The following is a 15,352-nucleotide window of genomic DNA, read 5'->3' on the forward strand; positions in this document are numbered from 1 at the left end:
TGTCTGGCCCCGCAATTAATTCATTAGGAATCAAAAGGATATAGGATATATGCAGCCATTTATTACCCTGGAAAATGTTAGTAAGACCTTTTATGGCGTAAAAGCGCTAAATAAAGTGGCCATGACCCTGTTACCCGGTGAAGTCCATTGCCTCGCAGGGCAAAACGGGTGTGGCAAATCCACCCTGATCAAGATTATTTCTGGTGTCTATCAACCCGATGCGGATGCCACGATTACCATTGATGGCAAAACATACTCAAGCCTGACCCCTATTGAATCCGTTCGGTTAGGGATTCAAGTGATTTATCAGGACTTGTCGTTATTCCCGAACCTGACTGTGGCTGAGAATATCGCCATGAACCACTATCACCATCACTTATGGGTGGACAAACGCCAGATGCGTGCCACTGCTGAGCAGGTGATAAGTAGCATCGATGCGCATCTCAATTTGGATGAATTGGTTGAGAATTTGCCCATCGCCCAGAAGCAACTGGTGGCTATTTGCCGTGCCTTGGCACAGGATGCCCGATTGATTGTGATGGATGAACCTACCGCCTCCCTCACCCGACAAGAAGTTAACGGCTTATTGCGTGTGGTGCATGAACTGAAATCACGCAACATCTGCGTGGTATTTGTCAGCCACCGATTAAGTGAAGTGCTGGAGATATCAGACCGCATCACGGTGCTAAAGGATGGTGATTGGGTTGGCACTTACCCGGCCGCCGAAGTGGACAACCAGCGGCTGGCGTGGCTGATGACCGGCATGAAATTCGATTTTCAGGTGCTACCCCCCTACAGTGCCGCCCGTCCACCGGTACTGGCCGTGGAGGAGCTTTGTCGCAGTAACGAATATCACAACATCTCATTGACGCTGCATCCGGGGGAGATTGTCTCGTTGGTGGGCCTGCTCGGTTCTGGCCGCACTGAACTGTGTCTTAGTTTATTCGGTTTGACCTCACCGGAGTCAGGCACCATCCGAATTAACGATAAACCGATGTATTTCAACAGTAACCGTGATGCTATTGCGGCAGGAGTCGGTTATGTATCTGAAGACCGAATGAGCACCGGGCTGATTATGGAACAATCCATTCGTGACAATATCAGTGCCACGGTTCTGCATCGCCTGAAAAACGTGTTCCATCTGATGCGTACCGAGCGGGTCGATACTCTGGTCGAGGATATGGTGAAACACCTGTCGATCAAAATCGGCAACAGCGACCTTCCGGTCAATACGCTGTCTGGCGGCAATGCGCAACGCATTGCCATCGCAAAATGGCTGGCAACCGATCCACAAATTTTGATCCTTGACTCACCCACCGTGGGCGTAGATATCGCCAACAAAGCCGGTATCTATAATATTATCAATGCATTAGCCGCTCGCGGCATCGCCGTGTTAATGGTATGCGATGAAATTGATGAAGCTTATTTCAATAGCCACCGTATTTTAGTCATGCGGGCCGGGCGACTGGTACAAGAATTTTTACCGGGTAACAGCAGCGAAACAGCCATTGCGGAGGTAGTAAATGGCTAATCCCCATGCAGTTAATAAATCTGCGGCAGGTAAAACAGGTTTATTCAATAAAGAACAACTAAAACGCCATGAAGTGATGCTGGCATTCACTATTTTGCTTATTTCGACTTATCTTGCATTCACCAGCCCAGATTTTCTGACCCTTGCCAATATTTATGATCTGATAAATAACTATGCCATGTTAACCATCTTGGCCTGCGGCTTATTTATCGTATTAATTTCTGGCGGCATTGATATTTCATTCCCTGCGATGACCATTATTTCACAATATGTCATGGTGACATTAATTGTGAAGTTTGGTGGCAACTTCCCGGTAGCTTTTGCGCTGGCTGGCGGTATCGGCCTACTTTTGGGCTTGATTAATGCGCTGCTGGTTAACCGCTTGCGCGTGCCGTCGATCATTATCACTATTTCCACACTGAATATTTTCTATGGCTTACTGTTGTACCTCAGCCGTGGTGTTTGGCTATATAGCTACCCTGAATGGTTTGAACACGGGCCAATGCTGTTCGCCTTTACCGCTGCCGATGGTTATGACTACGGCCTGTCGCTCCCTATTCTAACGCTGCTAATTACCATTATTGTTACCGCTCTACTGATGACCCGCACCAGCATTGGCAGGCAAATCTATGCCTTAGGGGGCAATCAGGAAGCGGCGTCACGCATGGGGTTTAGCATTCTCAAATTGCAACTGTTCGTGTATGGCTATATGGGCTTTTTGTCCGGCATCGCCGGCGTAGTACAGTCTTATACCGTATTAACCGTCGCGCCTGATTCATTGCTGGGTTATGAGCTAACGGTGCTGGCAGCTGTGGTGCTCGGCGGTACCAGTATTGTGGGTGGTCGTGGGACGCTAACCGGTACGTTGCTGGGCGTGATTTTGCTGGCAATATTACAAAATGGTTTGAATTTACTGAGTATTTCGTCGTACTGGCATACCGTGGTTATCGGGCTGGTGATTGTCATTAGTATCAGTGTGACGGCCTGGGGCCAACGCCATAAGGTAGGGATATAACCATGTCGAAAACAACGCAACGTGATCATACTGAACGCTGGCTGGTTACCCTGCTGGTGCTGGTCGGCGTGGGATTCAGCCTCTTTATTCCACAGGTATTTTGGTCGGCGCCTAACTTCCAATCCATCGCCTCGCAAATCCCTGTCGCGGGGGTATTAACCCTGGCAATGGCGATTACTATGTTAACCGGTGGCATTAACTTATCGATTATTGCTACCGCTAACGCCAGTGCCCTGGTGATGGCGTGGGTTTGCACCCATCTTGCGCCAACGTTCAGTTCAATGATGTTGATGTTATTGGCGGGTGCCTCGGTAGCATTGGTTGTGGGGCTTATCAACGGGATACTTATCTCGGTGGTGCGAGTATCCCCTATTCTGGCCACTTTGGGCATCATGACATTGCTCAAAGGCGTGAACGTGCTTATCTCCAAAGGTTCGGCTATCTCAAACTTCCCGAACTATGTACTGGCACTGGATCGCAGCAACTTCCTCGGTGTGCCAGTGCCACTTTATCTGTTCGTCGCGGTAGCGCTAACCATCTGGCTAATTCTGGCTAAAACGCCGCTAGGTCGCCAAATCTATTTGTCCGGTTCTAATGAGAAGGCCACCTTCTTCTCTGGGATTAACACGCGCCGCACACTGGTTTGGGTGTATGTGATTTCATCATTACTGTGTGCGGTAGCAGCCTTATTAATGATGTCAAAACTGAACTCAGCCAAAGCATCCTACGGTGAGTCGCTGTTGCTGATCACTATTTTGGCAACCGTACTGGGTGGGGTAAATCCCGATGGTGGATTTGGCAAAGTTTTCGGCATTGTACTGGCGCTGTTCCTGCTGCAAATGCTGGAAAGCGGGTTGAATATCATGGGTGTCAGTAGTTATATCACTATGGCGCTGTGGGGCTCGTTACTGCTGGCGTTTATCTTTGTCAAAGGCGCGAAAATCCCGGCATTTAGTTTCTTGCGGCAGAACAAACCGTCAAGCTAAGGCCGTTTTAGCCAAAAGAAAAGGCTGGCAATTAATGCCAGCCTTTCTCTTAATAGCGTTAAAATAAGCTATTAAACCGTGGTGAAGTTACTTAACTTCGCCCATCGCTTTCAGTTTTTTCGACAATTCACGACGTTCTTTAGACAGATCGGCATTTTTGATGGTGTAATCATCAACACGATCTTCATAAGCAGTACGCATGTCCGCGATAATGGCCTGAATTTCTTCAATACTCATCCCTGGCTTGATGTAATCACTCAGGTTATCGAGCAACAGAACGCGTTTTTGGTTATCACGGATTTTCTTTTCGTTATCAACGATTTCACGCTGCAACTTGTTTTTGCGACGAAACATACGCACAAACTCCAAAACGTCCTGGAAAGTCGGCTTAATTGCATTATCCATTTTTACACCTTCACTTAAGTTTTACACAAATTCAATTGCTGGTGACCAGGCTACCTGCACCATACCGCTTTGTCGTACCTGGTGACAAGATTCATTGGCTTATCTTACCTGCTTTACCCGCCAGACAGAAATTTCATCTGCCTTTAGCGGCGAGAGATCACCTGCGCAATGTCATATTAATCAGATCGTCGAGTTCCTCAAGCTGTTTGGTTCGCTCCATACTCAGCCAAACATAGCCATAAATGGGCGTTTCTACCTGCTACCCCTGCGTTACCGCCAACATCAATGATTTCAGTTCGGCCGCAATTTCACTTAACTCGGCGGCAACCTCTCGCTCACGTGCTGGTGAACCATCACGCAAACTGTCGTCACGCGGGGAGAGATACTTACTTAAAATCAACCGCCATTTGTTGCTGGATAGTTATTCCATGGCTGGACTCTACACAACAGGCAATGTAATCGGTGAAGCGTGGTGATCTTGGCATACCCAAACTGAGCAGGCGCTCATTACTGAACCGCACATTTAACACCGCAAAAGAGCCATATAAGCGCATGGCTTTGAGCATTAAGCGCTCATTACAGGGGCCGAAAATATTTTTCAATTGCTTACGCATCTGCACCAGAGCACCGTAGTCTACCTGGCAATACTCTGTACCCATCGGTTTTTGCCGTGCCGCCGAGGACATGGCTTGATCAATTTCAGCAAAACTGACGCTGTCTTGTTCCCCAGCAGAAATATGATAAATATTTTCGGTCAAGTGGGGATGGAGCAAAATACACAGCAACGCGTCCGCGCAATAATCGACCGGGATAACGTCTATATAGTCATCTAATGAGCACATAAACTTACGCAGCATTAGTGCCATGCGAAATACCCAGAAAATACTGCTGGAGGGCTGGCACCCCAAACAGGTATGCCCAACGACAATCGATGGCCGGGCTAATACCAGCGGTAAACTTGGGCATTGCTCTGCCAGCAACCGCTCAATGGCCGATTTGGACTTGGTATATTCCACTAAATGCGCATCATCTTGTGCAGATAATACCTGCTCGCTCACCACCGTTCCGGCATCAGGTGTGCATGACATGGCGGTACCAACGTGGATAAACCGCTGTAAACCTGCCACTTTTGCCATTCTTTTGCCAAATGCCAAGGTGCCGTCTACATTCACTTTCCAGATTAAGGGGTTATTACCAAATGACGCGACAGCAGCACAATTAATAACATGAGTTACATCATCGATACGTGGATCATTAATAAAGCTATCCGGTTCAGCCAGATCACCTAATAAAATATGATCGATATTTATTTTATTTAGCCGCTGAGCAGGGAGATAAAACTTCGCCAAATTCTCGCGGATGCGGCTTAGCCCCTGCTCCGGGGTAGTAGCCCGCACTAATAGTAAATAATTAAAATCGGCGTCTGCCAACAATAATTTTTCAAGCACTGCCCCGCCCAGAAACCCTGTTGCGCCGGTTAGCAGAAGTTTTTTCACCATGAGTCCTACAGTATCATTTAGTAGGCGAATTGTATTAATAGCCGAGTAAACGGTAGGTAAATACTCATTAGATCGACATGCTTTTGGCGAAACATAAGTATGTCAAAATAAATCCTAACGTCTCGGCGCACCTGAAATGATATTCTAACGCTCACGTCATTGGTCACTGCGGCTTACCACCAGAACGGTTATCATCACTAAAGAATGACCATAGTAAAAAGGGTTAAACCGAATAATGTCAGATAAAAATAAGCAACCTACTTTCTACATTCACGATTATGAAACCTTTGGTCAGCGCCCGGCATTGGACCGGCCAGCGCAGTTTGCCGGGGTGCGTACCGATTTGGATTTCAATATTATCGAGGAACCACTGGTCATTTACTGTGCACCTGCCGATGACTATTTGCCACAGCCAGAGGCCGTGATGATAACCGGTATCACGCCACAACACGCTTTAGCTAATGGTGTGAATGAGGCGGAGTTTTCCCGCCAAATCCATCAGGCTTTCAATGTGCCGGGCACTTGTATCCTCGGTTACAACAATATTCGTTTTGATGATGAAGTCAGTCGCAATATTTTCTACCGCAACTTTTACGATCCCTATGCCTATAGCTGGCAAGGGGGGAATTCCCGTTGGGATCTGTTAGATGTGATGCGGGCGTGTTACGCCCTGCGCCCGGAAGGTATTGTCTGGCCGGAAAATGAAGATGGCCTGCCGAGTTTCAAGCTCGAACACCTGACCAAAGCCAATGGCGTGGAGCATTTGCATGCCCATGATGCAATGTCAGATGTGCATGCCACCATTGCGATGGCGAAATTGGTCAAACAGGCGCAACCCCGCCTATTCGACTATCTATATCAACACCGCAGTAAGCATAAAATAAATGCCTTAATTGATATCGCTGAGATGACGCCGCTGGTTCATGTCTCTGGCATGTTTGGCGCAGCTCGGGGTAATACCAGTTGGGTTGCGCCGTTGGCATGGCATCCTGAGAATAAAAATGCAGTGATTATGTGTGATCTGGCCGGTGATATGTCGCCATTGCTGGCGTTGGATAGCGATACACTGCGCGAGCGCCTGTATACCCGCCGCGACAAACTCAATACTCAAGATGCAGCAGTGCCACTCAAACTGGTACATATCAATAAATGCCCGGTACTGGCCCCTGCAAAAACGTTATTACCAGAAAATGCTGAACGTTTGGGCATTGATCGCCAACGTTGTCTGCAAAATTTGCAATTATTGCGGCAAAATCCGCAAGTACGCGAAAAAGTGGTGGCACTGTTCGCCGAAGCCGAACCCTTTGCGGTATCCGATGATGTCGATGCACAACTGTATAATGGCTTCTTCAGCGATGCCGACCGCGCCACAATGAAGATCATTTTACAAACTGAACCGCAAAACTTACCCGCGCTGGATTTAACCTTTCAAGATCCACGGCTGGAAACGCTATTTTTCCGTTTCCGCGCCCGTAATTACCCCAATACACTAACCGACAGTGAGCAACAGCGTTGGCTAGCGCATCGCCGCGAAGCCCTCAATCCTGAAAGAGTGCAGGACTACGTGCTGCAACTGGAGCAATTCTATAACCAGTATGAAGACGATAAAGAGAAGTTAGCTCTGCTGAAAGCACTGTTTGAGTATGCCAGAGGCTTGGTAAGCTAGGGTTATCACAGTCGGTTATCCAATAGAAAACGGAGCCATCAGGCTCCGTTTTAGTCAGCAATTGCGCAATATCAGATGCGATTACTGTGCCAGCTCGCCATTAAACTGAGGCAGTGCCTGGCGGAAAGCACGGGTTTTCCAGATCATATAAACCAGACCAATTGCGCCCCACACCAGTCCCAGCGTCATTGAACTGCTTTCCAGATTCATCCACAGCACCCCCACCGTTCCTGCACCAATCATTGGCAGAACCAGGTAGCTGAAATGGTCCCTGAACGTTTTGTTACGGCGTTCACGGATATAGAACTGTGAAATCACTGACAGGTTAACGAAGGTAAAGGCCACCAGCGCACCGAAGTTAATCAATGCGGTTGCCGTCACCAGATCAAAGGAAATAGCAGATAATGCCACGCCACCGACTAACAGTACGTTGATTGCCGGAGTCCGCCATTTCGGATGCACGTAACCAAATACTTTTTCTGGGAATACCCCATCGCGACCCATCACATACAGCAGGCGCGAAACGCCAGCATGTGCCGCCATTCCTGATGCCAATACCGTGACACAGGAGAAGCACAAGATAACTGACTGGAAGAATTTGCCAGCAACAAACAGCATAATTTCCGGCTGTGACGCATCAGGATCAGTGAAGCGCGAAATATCCGGGAAATAGAGCTGTAAGAAATAAGACACCACAATAAAGATCACGCCGCCAATCAATGCAGTCAAGAAAATCGCTTTCGGGATCACTTTACCGGCATTGGGGGTTTCTTCAGACAATGAACTAATGCCGTCGAAACCCAAGAATGAGAAGCACAGTATCGTGGCCCCGGTTATCATTGGCACCAAATGGGCATTTTCAGAATAGAACGGGCGTGGGCTAACCAATGTACCCGCACCTTCTCCCTGATAAACGCCATGAATCAATAGCCCCATAAAGACCACCATGATAGCCACCTGAACCACAACAATAACCGAGTTCAGGTTTGCTACCACGTTGATACCACGCAGGTTGAACAGCGTCATCAAGCTGACCAACGCGCCAACAAAAATCCACGATGGCACACCGGGGAAAATCGCTTCGAGGTAAATTTTTGCCAACAGAATATTAATCATCGGCATGAACAGATAGTCCAGCAGTGATGACCAACCCACCATAAAGCCAACATTCGGGCTAATGGATTTCTGGGCGTACGTATACGCCGACCCCGCAGACGGGAAGCGTTTAACCAGTTTGCCATAGCTGATTGCCGTGAATAGCACCGCAATCAACGCAATGGCGTAAGAGGTCGCGACATGACCATCGGTCAAGCCAGATACAATGCCAAAAGTATCGAAAATGGTCATCGGCTGTAAATAAGCCAGACCCATCATCACCACTTGGACCAGTGTCAGTGTTTTTCTGAGTTGAACGCGGTTGTTAGTACCCGTTTGGTTAGTACCGACTGCAACAGTAGCGTTATGCGTCATGATTCAGCCTCCCCATACCTTTAACCCGATTCGCAAGTGTAGCGCACAGGTTAGAGGTGACGGGGAAACTTCGTATCTGCCTGGGATACGTAAGTGGGGAAATGAGAGCGGAGTAACGGGTATTTGCCATACCTGCTGCGCCATAATCGCTGCATGTGCAGCGCATACCGGTGGGCACCGGTGCCAGTGTGAATAATTGCCCCATCTTTCTTTCCTCATAACGGCGATTTCAGTATGTGAATAATCGCTCGCGGACCTGTTTATCTATCCGGATCGTTGTCCGGCCTCTTTATTTGTGAAAACATGAATGCAAAAAAATAACCGACGCGTTTAAACGTCGGTTATTGCATGGCGCGTATTTTGCCCTAAGTTGAGAGCAAAAAACAAGATGTTAAAGCACTTGAAACAATATTCTTATGACAGTTTGATCTAAATGGCTATTCCCGCGTGCTATCAGCGTTGAGCCGCTATCTCTACTCGCTCAATTGCCGCCCACAGTTTGTCTGAATTCAATGCAATTGGCAGATAATGAATTGACTCACTCGGCTTCAGAATTCGGCCAATCACCCGCTCAATAGCATCGCGGTCATTGATATCAACATCCAGCGCCGCTAAATGGGTTGGCAAACCTAATGTGTTAAAGGCAATAATCAGCGATTGCAATGCATCATCCTGCTCCAGCAGGGCTGTCTGGACCAAGATACCGTAAGCCACTTTGGTGCCGTGCAGGAAATGTTCTGTTTGTGGCAACAGGGTCAGGCCATTGTGTACCGCATGTGCCGCCGCGACCCGGGTATAACGCTCCCCCAACCCGCCGACCATGCCCCCACCGGCAATAATCGCATCCACCACATCCAGAAAGTCTTGCGTCAGTTCACCTTGTTTAATCGCTTGTAACGCGGCCTCACTTTGCTTTAGCAGCACATTACGAATATCCAACGCAGCCTGTAATCCAAGGCGAACGGTGAGCGATAAAGTTTCCGGCTGTGGGCTAAGTACCACGGCTTCGTACCATTTCGCCAGCGTATCGCCAATACCCGCCAACAGATATTCCACTGGGGCCTGTAAAATAATGCGCGGTTCCACTAATACTAACTGATTGGCGTCATTGAAAATTTCAAAATTCAGTGCCTGCCCAGCGTCGCTATACCAGACGGATAGCGGCGTCCAGGCGGCGCAGGTTGCGGCGATAGTCGGGATAGCGACCAGTGGCAACCCCAGCTTACGCGCCACCACTTTTGCGGTATCCAATACTGCCCCACCGCCGATACCGATCACCACCTGGCGGTCATTGCCCGCCGTTTTCACTAAATCAGCAACAGTAGACTCACTGCAATGGGTTGAAAACGCAGCACGCACCGCTTGTGGCCCGTGGAACGCGGTGGGCAAGTAATCACTGGCTGCCGCCAAGGCGCGTTCACCGAAGATCCACAGTGCCTTATCCAGTACCGCCGGAGGATAGAACTCACTCAGTTTGTCGATAGCACCCGGAAAAGAAAAATAGTTGGCCGGGCCTACCTGTACCCGGATTGCATTCGTGCTCATCGCCGTTCCTTTTGAATGACATTCTTATCGCTGTTTTTCTCATCTTAAGGGGTAAGCCAGCAATGTTTAATAATTTTTTGATATACCTTAAGTACTTTAGTTTGTTGCGAATAATAGAAACTGTGTTAAAAAAGAAAGCTATCAGCAGCATTATTGACTGCCTGTTTCTCCGGTGAGTTGGCCTGAGAGAATTCGTAAACCTTTCCCGGAAGAGCAAAAAAGGGTAGGTCGCCAATATACTTTATAGGGCAGTCACAGAAATTTATGTCCAGTATTAACTCCTCCCGCCTTGAGATGCGTAATATCTCTATTTCGTTTTCTGGATTTCATGCCCTGCAACAAGTTGATTTTACACTGGAAGGTGGTTCTACCCATGCTCTGGTCGGTGCTAATGGTGCTGGAAAATCAACCTTGATGGCTATTCTTTCCGGCGCTCACAGTCACTATCGTGGTGAGATCTATATTGACGGCCAACAGATAGATATTCATTCCCCCCGACAAGCTAAAAAACAGGGTATCCATGTGGTTCAGCAAGAGGTTGATGTCGCGCTGATCCCCACCCTGTCTGTGGCGGAAAATATTATGCTGGATACGCTGGCGGAGCGGGGACATCTGTTTAACTGGCCACAGCTTTACCGTCAGGCAGAAGCGCTACTCAGGCAACTTGATCTTAAATTGAATGTGCGTCAACGTTTGGCATCCTGCACGCTGGCAGAGAAACAACAGGTGTTATTAGCCCGCGCCCTTTCCCACCAATGCCGTTTCCTGATTTTAGATGAACCCACCGCACCACTGGATCAAGAAGAGAGCGCACGCTTGTTCCGCGTAGTCCGCCGCTTGCAATCGGAAGGCATGGCAATCGTTTTCATTTCACATCGCATCCATGAATTACGCGAAATTTGCGATCAATTAACAGTGTTACGTGATGGGCGGCGTGTGAGCCATGATGCCATGGGTGAGCTAAGCGGCGAGCAGATTGTGGAAAAAATGCTTGGCCATACGCTAGATGATATTTTCCCCCCGCGGCGAGCGGTGGTCAGCCGTAAAACACTGCTGGCAGTACGTGGTTTACATGATCAACACAAATTGCGTGATATTTCCCTGACATTGCATGAAGGGGAGATCCTAGGCATTGCTGGGTTAGCCGGTGCGGGGAAAACCGAACTGTGCAAAGCGTTGTTTGGCGCAACACCCAGCCGTGTCGACAGTGGTGAATTACAAGGTAAAGCCTGGAAACCACGGTCGCCCGACCAATCTGTCGCACAAGGATTGGCATTGGTACCGGAAGAGCGGCGCAAAGAAGGTATTTTTATCCACGAAGGGATTCCGATGAATCTCAGTGTGGCCGCCGATGACAGTTTTTCCCGCTGGAGTATTTTTAGCCGCCGTCAGGAATTGAATTGGGCCAAAGCGTTAATTCAGCGCCTTGGGGTGCGCACCTCTTCGCCGCAACAGAAACTCGCGCGCTTGTCGGGAGGCAATCAGCAGAAAGTGGCGATAGGCAAGTGGTTGCGCGGTGATGCGCAGGTACTGATTTTTGATGAACCGACTAAAGGGGTCGACATCAAAGCCAAGCAAGACCTGTTCACTCTGATTGACGGTTTAGCCCAGAGTGGGAAAGGCATTATTTATGCATCCGGTGAATTCTCAGAATTGGTCGGTTTATGCTCTCGCATCTGTGTGTTGTGGGATGGGCGTATTGTCGCCGAACTGAACGCCGCTGATGTTGATGAAGAGACATTATTACTATTCTCTACTGGAGGAACCCCTCAGTGAACAAAGAAATCCCCCTAGCCGACGCACAACCATGGCGTCATCAGCTCTTTGATTTTCTCTACAAATGGGGGATGTTGCTCACCGTTGTGGCGCTAATCGCGTTATTTGGCTTGGCATCGGATAACTTCCTCGATCCAAACAATATTATCAATATTTTGCGCTCCATCGCCATCGTGACGGTGATTGCCATTGGGGTGTCGATTTCGCTGTCGATTGGTGGTTTTGATCTGTCGGTGGGTTCAACCGCCTCACTGGCGAATGCCATCGTGGTATCGCTATTTGTCTGGTACGGTTTTGGTACCACCGGTGCCATTATTCTGACGCTCTTGATTTGTACCTTGGTCGGTCTGTTTAACGCGTTTCTGATCGTGGTACTGAAGATCCCTGACATGCTAGCCACCCTTGCCAGTCTATTTGTGATTCAGGGCGTGGCGATGACCTACAGCTATGGCGGATCTATCACGCAAAATATGTTGTTACCCAGCGGCGATATGGCGGAAGGTGTCATACCTGAGATGTTTTCAGCACTGGGCCAAGTACCGGTAATTGTGCTGATAATGTTGGCGGTAACAATTGTAGTGCAGTTGTATCTGTCGCTAACCAAACATGGTCGGCGTATGTATGCGATTGGGGGGAATCCAGAAGCCGCTCGATTGGCGGGTATCCGTACCGTGCGTTATCGGGTGCTGGCCTATGTGCTCTCTTCACTGTTAGCGGCGCTGGGTGGCATTCTGTTGGCATCACGGATTGGTTCATCGCAAGTGAACGCCGGGGGTGGCTACCTAATGGATGCCGTAGCGGCGGCGTATATCGGTTTCTCTTTGGCGGGTTCTGGCAAACCCAATGCTTTCGGCACCTTAATTGGTGCGGTGATCTTGGGTGTATTACAAAACGGGCTGGTGATGCTGTCAGTACCTTATTATGCCATGGATATCATCAAAGGGCTGGTATTGGCGATGGCGCTGGCGCTGACCTATATCCATCAAAAGCGGTGATAGGGTATTGATTCTTATTTTGAATGCTTTCAATGCCCATCCATTCAAGGCGTAGCGAGCTAAGTCAGACTGAGTGCGTACAGTGCGCAGTACCCGGAGCATACACGTAGTATGTGAGGAGTACGAGCACTGCACAATCTCAGTATGACAACGCGCAGTAGCCGATAAGATAATTAATTCAAAGGCATCCTGCTTGGGTCTGGATATTGATACTCAAACCCCAGTTCGCTACAAATCTTGCTGCCATCAATCTCACGGGGTGCTTCCTCAATATCCTCGGGAGCAAACTCCGGTGGCGTCAATTGTAATGCGCGCGCGCACTCAGGATAGAAATCACGTTTAGCGGGGTGATGTGACGCGCACAGATTATAAATATGGCCACCTCTGGGCAAATTAAGTAGCAATTCGATGGCGGAAATAACATCTTCCTGATGCACCAAATTAACGCCTAAAGATCCGCCTTTCACACCGGTTTTCCCTGCCAGAAAACGCCCTGGATGGCGATCAGTGCCCACTAGCCCAGCAAGGCGCAAAATATCCACCGAGGTATTGGGTAACTTATGCAACCACAGTTCTAGCTCCATCAGCGTTTTACCGGCAGTGGTCACCGGTTGTAGCGGTGAACTCTCTTTGATTCGGCCACGGGTTTCGCCATACACCGAGGTAGAGCTGGTAAAAATAATGCGCGGCATACCGAAAGCCAATGCGCTGTCGACCACCATCTGTACCGCCTGAAGATATTGATCCCCACGTTCGGCGGTGCGGCTGGCAGGTAAGGTAATGACCAGAGCATCGGCGGTCATCAGTTGCTCCAGATCGTCTGGAGAGCAAATTAGTTGCGGTGTCAGTTGCAATTGAAAACAATCAATGCCGCTCATTCTGGCGGCCTCGACACCGTCTGGCGTAGTCTTGCTGCCAACCACTTGTACTCCACGGCGGATTAATGATTGCGCCAACGGCATACCCAGCCAGCCCAACCCAATAATGGCTACTTTCTTCATTTCAATTGCTCTCCACGGAGTCATACCGATAACACACGTAATACTCATAAGTTACGCCAACTACAGTTCCCTAACAATTACTCTCTATTATGAGTGTCTTTCTATAAATCGGTATAATGACCATTGGTAAATATTTCATGCTTAGGCTGCCATAGAACCAAGTGATAACCACCAAATAGAAAATCATTGCTGGTTGATAAGTCGAATCCAGGCATCGTGAAATAACAGCATCAGGCGAAAAAAAGGTTGCACCATACCAATCAGATGGTTTACGTTGTTTGACAGAGATTATGCCATGTTCTGGCTATGTGTTTATATCAAGGCTATTTTGATTTGCTCAAAACCGCCCAAACAGAGAAATTACTATGAACTGCGTTCAATTTAATCACCATCATCACCATCATCCTGATTAGTCTTACAGGCCGATGTGTGCTGGAAGACGGTTAACGAATCTTCCAGGTGGCGGTAGAACGCAATAGAGAAAGCCCTCGGAAGATTATCTTCCGAGGGCTTTTTTGTTGCTCATCATTTTATATGATTAATTAATAGATTGAGGATTTACCATGCTGGATAAAACACGTTTACGCATTGCGATGCAGAAATCAGGCCGCCTGAGTGATGATTGCCATGAATTGTTATCGCGCTGCGGGATTAAAATCAATTTGCAACAACAGCGCCTGATCGCTTTTGCGGAAAATATGCCAATCGATATCCTGCGGGTACGTGATGACGATATCCCAGGGCTGGTGATGGATGGGGTGGTTGATCTGGGGATTATTGGCGAAAACGTGCTGGAAGAAGAGCTGTTGAGCCGCCGCGCTCAAGGCGAAGACCCACGTTATTTCACATTGCGCCGTCTGGATTTCGGTGGCTGCCGTCTGTCGCTTGCGGCCTCATTGGATACCGAGTATACCGGCCCGCAATGTCTGCAAAATAAGCGCATCGCCACCTCTTACCCGCACATCTTAAAGCAATACCTCGACAAACAAGGGGTTGCCTTTAAATCCTGTTTATTGAACGGTTCCGTTGAAGTGGCACCACGTGCCGGTTTGGCCGACGTCATTTGTGATTTGGTGTCAACCGGTGCCACGCTGGAAGCCAACGGCCTGCGCGAAGTTGAAGTCATTTACCGCTCCAAAGCGTGCCTGATTCAGCGTGATGGCGAAATGCCAGCCGATAAGCAGCAACTGATTGATCGCCTGATGACCCGTATTCAGGGCGTGATTCAAGCGCGTGAATCCAAATACATCATGATGCACGCACCTAGTGATCGTCTGGACGAAATCATTACTCTGCTACCCGGTGCCGAGCGCCCTACCATTCTGCCATTGGCCGGCGATAAGAGCCGGGTAGCAATGCACATGGTCAGTAGCGAGACCCTGTTCTGGGAAACGATGGAAAAACTGAAAGCACTGGGTGCCAGCTCCATTCTGGTATTACCGATTGAAAAAATGATGGAGTAA

At 48.7% G+C, this 15,352-nt stretch carries 14 protein-coding genes, 1 pseudogene and 1 other annotated feature; of the genes and pseudogenes, 8 read left to right on the plus strand and 7 right to left on the minus strand.

Features of this window, described 5'->3' with window-relative positions; genetic code table 11:
* The first annotated feature begins 49 nt into the window (after positions 1-49).
* The 3 genes from A6J67_RS17850 to A6J67_RS17860 are packed head-to-tail and all read left to right on the plus strand — an operon-like array spanning position 50 to position 3,532.
* The gene (locus A6J67_RS17850) at positions 50-1,531 is read left to right on the plus strand and encodes a sugar ABC transporter ATP-binding protein (RefSeq protein ID WP_005187783.1); all 1,482 of its coding nucleotides are present in this window, start codon (positions 50-52) and stop codon (positions 1,529-1,531) included.
* The gene (locus tag A6J67_RS17855; RefSeq protein WP_072088651.1) at positions 1,524-2,546 is read left to right on the plus strand and encodes an ABC transporter permease; all 1,023 of its coding nucleotides are present in this window, start codon (positions 1,524-1,526) and stop codon (positions 2,544-2,546) included. The genes A6J67_RS17850 and A6J67_RS17855 overlap by 8 nt, the downstream gene beginning before the upstream one ends.
* A gap of 2 nt (positions 2,547-2,548) precedes the next feature.
* Positions 2,549-3,532 carry an ABC transporter permease gene (locus A6J67_RS17860; RefSeq protein WP_050288015.1) on the plus strand — a complete coding sequence of 328 codons (984 nt, stop codon included), beginning with the start codon at positions 2,549-2,551 and terminating at the stop codon, positions 3,530-3,532.
* Between the two features lie 87 nt (positions 3,533-3,619).
* On the opposite strand, the gene tmaR is transcribed toward A6J67_RS17860, so the two are convergent.
* The 3 genes and pseudogenes from tmaR to A6J67_RS17875 form a co-directional block, all read right to left on the minus strand.
* On the minus strand, positions 3,620-3,937 hold the full coding sequence (gene tmaR / locus A6J67_RS17865) for a PTS system regulator TmaR (RefSeq protein WP_005187773.1): 318 nt from the start codon (positions 3,935-3,937) through the stop codon (positions 3,620-3,622).
* A 157-nt stretch (positions 3,938-4,094) separates the two neighbouring features.
* Positions 4,095-4,310: pseudogene (locus A6J67_RS23970) on the minus strand (FUSC family protein); the annotation flags it as partial.
* A 13-nt stretch (positions 4,311-4,323) separates the two neighbouring features.
* A complete protein-coding gene (locus A6J67_RS17875) occupies positions 4,324-5,433 on the minus strand; it encodes an SDR family oxidoreductase (protein ID WP_080608496.1) in 1,110 nt (369 codons plus the stop codon).
* A gap of 238 nt (positions 5,434-5,671) precedes the next feature.
* On the opposite strand from A6J67_RS17875, the gene sbcB reads away from it, so the two are divergent.
* The gene (gene sbcB, locus A6J67_RS17880) at positions 5,672-7,102 is read left to right on the plus strand and encodes an exodeoxyribonuclease I (protein ID WP_005187767.1); all 1,431 of its coding nucleotides are present in this window, start codon (positions 5,672-5,674) and stop codon (positions 7,100-7,102) included.
* A gap of 81 nt (positions 7,103-7,183) precedes the next feature.
* Here sbcB and A6J67_RS17885 read toward each other — a convergent pair whose 3' ends face one another.
* From A6J67_RS17885 to A6J67_RS17895, 3 genes are all read right to left on the minus strand, one after another.
* Positions 7,184-8,572, minus strand: a complete 1,389-nt coding sequence (locus tag A6J67_RS17885) for an APC family permease (RefSeq protein WP_005187764.1) — start codon at positions 8,570-8,572, stop codon at positions 7,184-7,186.
* Positions 8,562-8,777 carry a hypothetical protein gene (locus A6J67_RS23875; RefSeq protein ID WP_032906857.1) on the minus strand — a complete coding sequence of 72 codons (216 nt, stop codon included), beginning with the start codon at positions 8,775-8,777 and terminating at the stop codon, positions 8,562-8,564. The genes A6J67_RS17885 and A6J67_RS23875 overlap by 11 nt, the downstream gene beginning before the upstream one ends.
* A gap of 248 nt (positions 8,778-9,025) precedes the next feature.
* Positions 9,026-10,117: an oxidoreductase gene (locus A6J67_RS17895; RefSeq protein WP_005187760.1), complete on the minus strand. Its 1,092-nt coding sequence runs from the start codon at positions 10,115-10,117 to the stop codon at positions 9,026-9,028.
* Positions 10,118-10,381: 264 nt separating this feature from the next.
* Between A6J67_RS17895 and A6J67_RS17900 the strand changes: the two genes are divergently transcribed.
* Both A6J67_RS17900 and A6J67_RS17905 read left to right on the plus strand, forming a co-directional pair.
* Positions 10,382-11,893 (plus strand): sugar ABC transporter ATP-binding protein, encoded by a 1,512-nt coding sequence (locus tag A6J67_RS17900; RefSeq protein ID WP_042569483.1) that lies wholly within the window; start codon positions 10,382-10,384, stop codon positions 11,891-11,893.
* Complete coding sequence (locus A6J67_RS17905) at positions 11,890-12,888, plus strand: ABC transporter permease (RefSeq protein WP_050072904.1); 999 nt, start codon at positions 11,890-11,892, stop codon at positions 12,886-12,888. Before A6J67_RS17900 ends, A6J67_RS17905 begins: the two co-directional genes overlap by 4 nt.
* A 173-nt stretch (positions 12,889-13,061) precedes the next feature.
* On the opposite strand, the gene A6J67_RS17910 is transcribed toward A6J67_RS17905, so the two are convergent.
* Positions 13,062-13,889, minus strand: coding sequence for an SDR family oxidoreductase (locus tag A6J67_RS17910; protein WP_032906855.1), 828 nt, complete (start codon positions 13,887-13,889; stop codon positions 13,062-13,064).
* A gap of 365 nt (positions 13,890-14,254) precedes the next feature.
* Here A6J67_RS17910 and hisL point away from each other — a divergent pair, with 365 nt between their 5' ends.
* Positions 14,255-14,302 carry a his operon leader peptide gene (gene hisL / locus A6J67_RS23330; RefSeq protein ID WP_105877057.1) on the plus strand — a complete coding sequence of 16 codons (48 nt, stop codon included), beginning with the start codon at positions 14,255-14,257 and terminating at the stop codon, positions 14,300-14,302.
* Positions 14,278-14,408, plus strand: a sequence feature (His leader region). Its footprint overlaps the gene before it by 25 nt.
* Positions 14,409-14,452: 44 nt before the next feature.
* Positions 14,453-15,352, plus strand: coding sequence for an ATP phosphoribosyltransferase (hisG, locus tag A6J67_RS17915; RefSeq protein WP_005187744.1), 900 nt, complete (start codon positions 14,453-14,455; stop codon positions 15,350-15,352).

This window comes from Yersinia sp. FDAARGOS_228, from assembly GCF_002073315.2.
Classification (GTDB): domain Bacteria; phylum Pseudomonadota; class Gammaproteobacteria; order Enterobacterales; family Enterobacteriaceae; genus Yersinia; species Yersinia intermedia.

Coding starts and splice junctions, on each gene's coding strand:
- sbcB (WP_005187767.1), top strand. CDS start 5,672: ATGTCAGATAAAAATAAGCAACCTACTTTCTACATTCACGATTATGAA.
- A6J67_RS17895 (WP_005187760.1), bottom strand. CDS start 10,117: ATGAGCACGAATGCAATCCGGGTACAGGTAGGCCCGGCCAACTATTTT.
- A6J67_RS17900 (WP_042569483.1), top strand. CDS start 10,382: ATGTCCAGTATTAACTCCTCCCGCCTTGAGATGCGTAATATCTCTATT.
- hisG (WP_005187744.1), top strand. CDS start 14,453: ATGCTGGATAAAACACGTTTACGCATTGCGATGCAGAAATCAGGCCGC.
- tmaR (WP_005187773.1), bottom strand. CDS start 3,937: ATGGATAATGCAATTAAGCCGACTTTCCAGGACGTTTTGGAGTTTGTG.
- A6J67_RS17855 (WP_072088651.1), top strand. CDS start 1,524: ATGGCTAATCCCCATGCAGTTAATAAATCTGCGGCAGGTAAAACAGGT.
- A6J67_RS17910 (WP_032906855.1), bottom strand. CDS start 13,889: ATGAAGAAAGTAGCCATTATTGGGTTGGGCTGGCTGGGTATGCCGTTG.
- A6J67_RS17850 (WP_005187783.1), top strand. CDS start 50: ATGCAGCCATTTATTACCCTGGAAAATGTTAGTAAGACCTTTTATGGC.
- A6J67_RS17860 (WP_050288015.1), top strand. CDS start 2,549: ATGTCGAAAACAACGCAACGTGATCATACTGAACGCTGGCTGGTTACC.
- A6J67_RS23875 (WP_032906857.1), bottom strand. CDS start 8,777: ATGGGGCAATTATTCACACTGGCACCGGTGCCCACCGGTATGCGCTGC.
- A6J67_RS17885 (WP_005187764.1), bottom strand. CDS start 8,572: ATGACGCATAACGCTACTGTTGCAGTCGGTACTAACCAAACGGGTACT.